The organism is Methylobacterium frigidaeris (assembly GCF_022179185.1).
Lineage (GTDB): Bacteria > Pseudomonadota > Alphaproteobacteria > Rhizobiales > Beijerinckiaceae > Methylobacterium > Methylobacterium frigidaeris.
On sequence record NZ_BPQJ01000127.1, the window covers coordinates 1 to 956 of the forward strand.

1 protein-coding gene is annotated in these 956 nt (G+C 64.1%); it reads left to right on the forward strand.

Features of this window, described 5'->3' with window-relative positions:
- Positions 1-320: 320 nt before the first annotated feature.
- Complete coding sequence (locus tag MFF64_RS36535; RefSeq protein WP_238193912.1) at positions 321-563, forward strand: hypothetical protein; 243 nt, start codon at positions 321-323, stop codon at positions 561-563.
- Positions 564-956: the final 393 nt, after the last annotated feature.

Genomic DNA, 956 nt, shown 5'->3' on the forward strand with positions numbered 1-956 from the left:
ATCCTCCGTTCGTGAAGGGCCTCACTCTGTCTCACGGGCGCTGACGGCGGACAAGCAGGACGAGGCGGCGGCAATTGAACTGCGCTGCGCGGGGCGTCGATGGGCCCTCTGGCAGACCTGGGCTCCATACCATCGCAAATTGCTGGAGTGAGGAGCTTCCCAGCCGTGGGCAGACAGGGCGTCCAGCTCGCTGACACTCGATGCCATATGTTCAAGCCGACAATGGAATGTCCGGCTCTTCGGGACAGTACTCTCCACGCGAACCGGAACCGTCCGGGGGGCCTGGCGCTACTACCCTCATGGACTCACTTGACAATACCGTGCGCTCAATCCTCTTGCTCGCCGCTTCCTACAAGCCTGGCACCATTATCAAGGCCGAGCGGGTCGTAGACGCCTATCTCGACGAGTTCCAGGGCTACCAGGCGCGTCGGGCCGCAATGGACGCCCTGCTTCGTGAACTGGCTTTGCCGGAGCGCCAAGCCCGTAACCGGGGTGGCTTGTTCGAGCTGATCGAACTACATCTGAAGCGTCGGCACCGTGAGATTGTGCACCTGTTTCAATAGGGGCCGACGTTCCGGGTCCAACCGTGCGACGCGAAATCGCTGAACCGTCGCGCCGCCTGGGCTCATGCCTCTCCGAGGTCCTCATGTCCAACCGCGCCAGCCAGCGTTGTGACGTGGCCCGCTTCGGATCGCACCTCGACTGAGCGACGGAGAAGCAGGAGGCGGTCCCCATCCGTCGCCTCGACCAGTTCGTGGTCTAGCGAGGGGAAGTCGAGGGTCCCATCCTTGCGGATGACCAGCAAGCAGGGCTCGTCCCGAGCCGCCGCGCCAGCTGGGACCATCACGAAACGCCACCCGGCCAAGTGCCGCTTCGCTAGCGTCTCGAAGTCGAACCCGCCGTAAGCGCTCGGTGACGGGGCAACTTGTCAGGCGGCCTGCTGGGCTCCGCCTGTC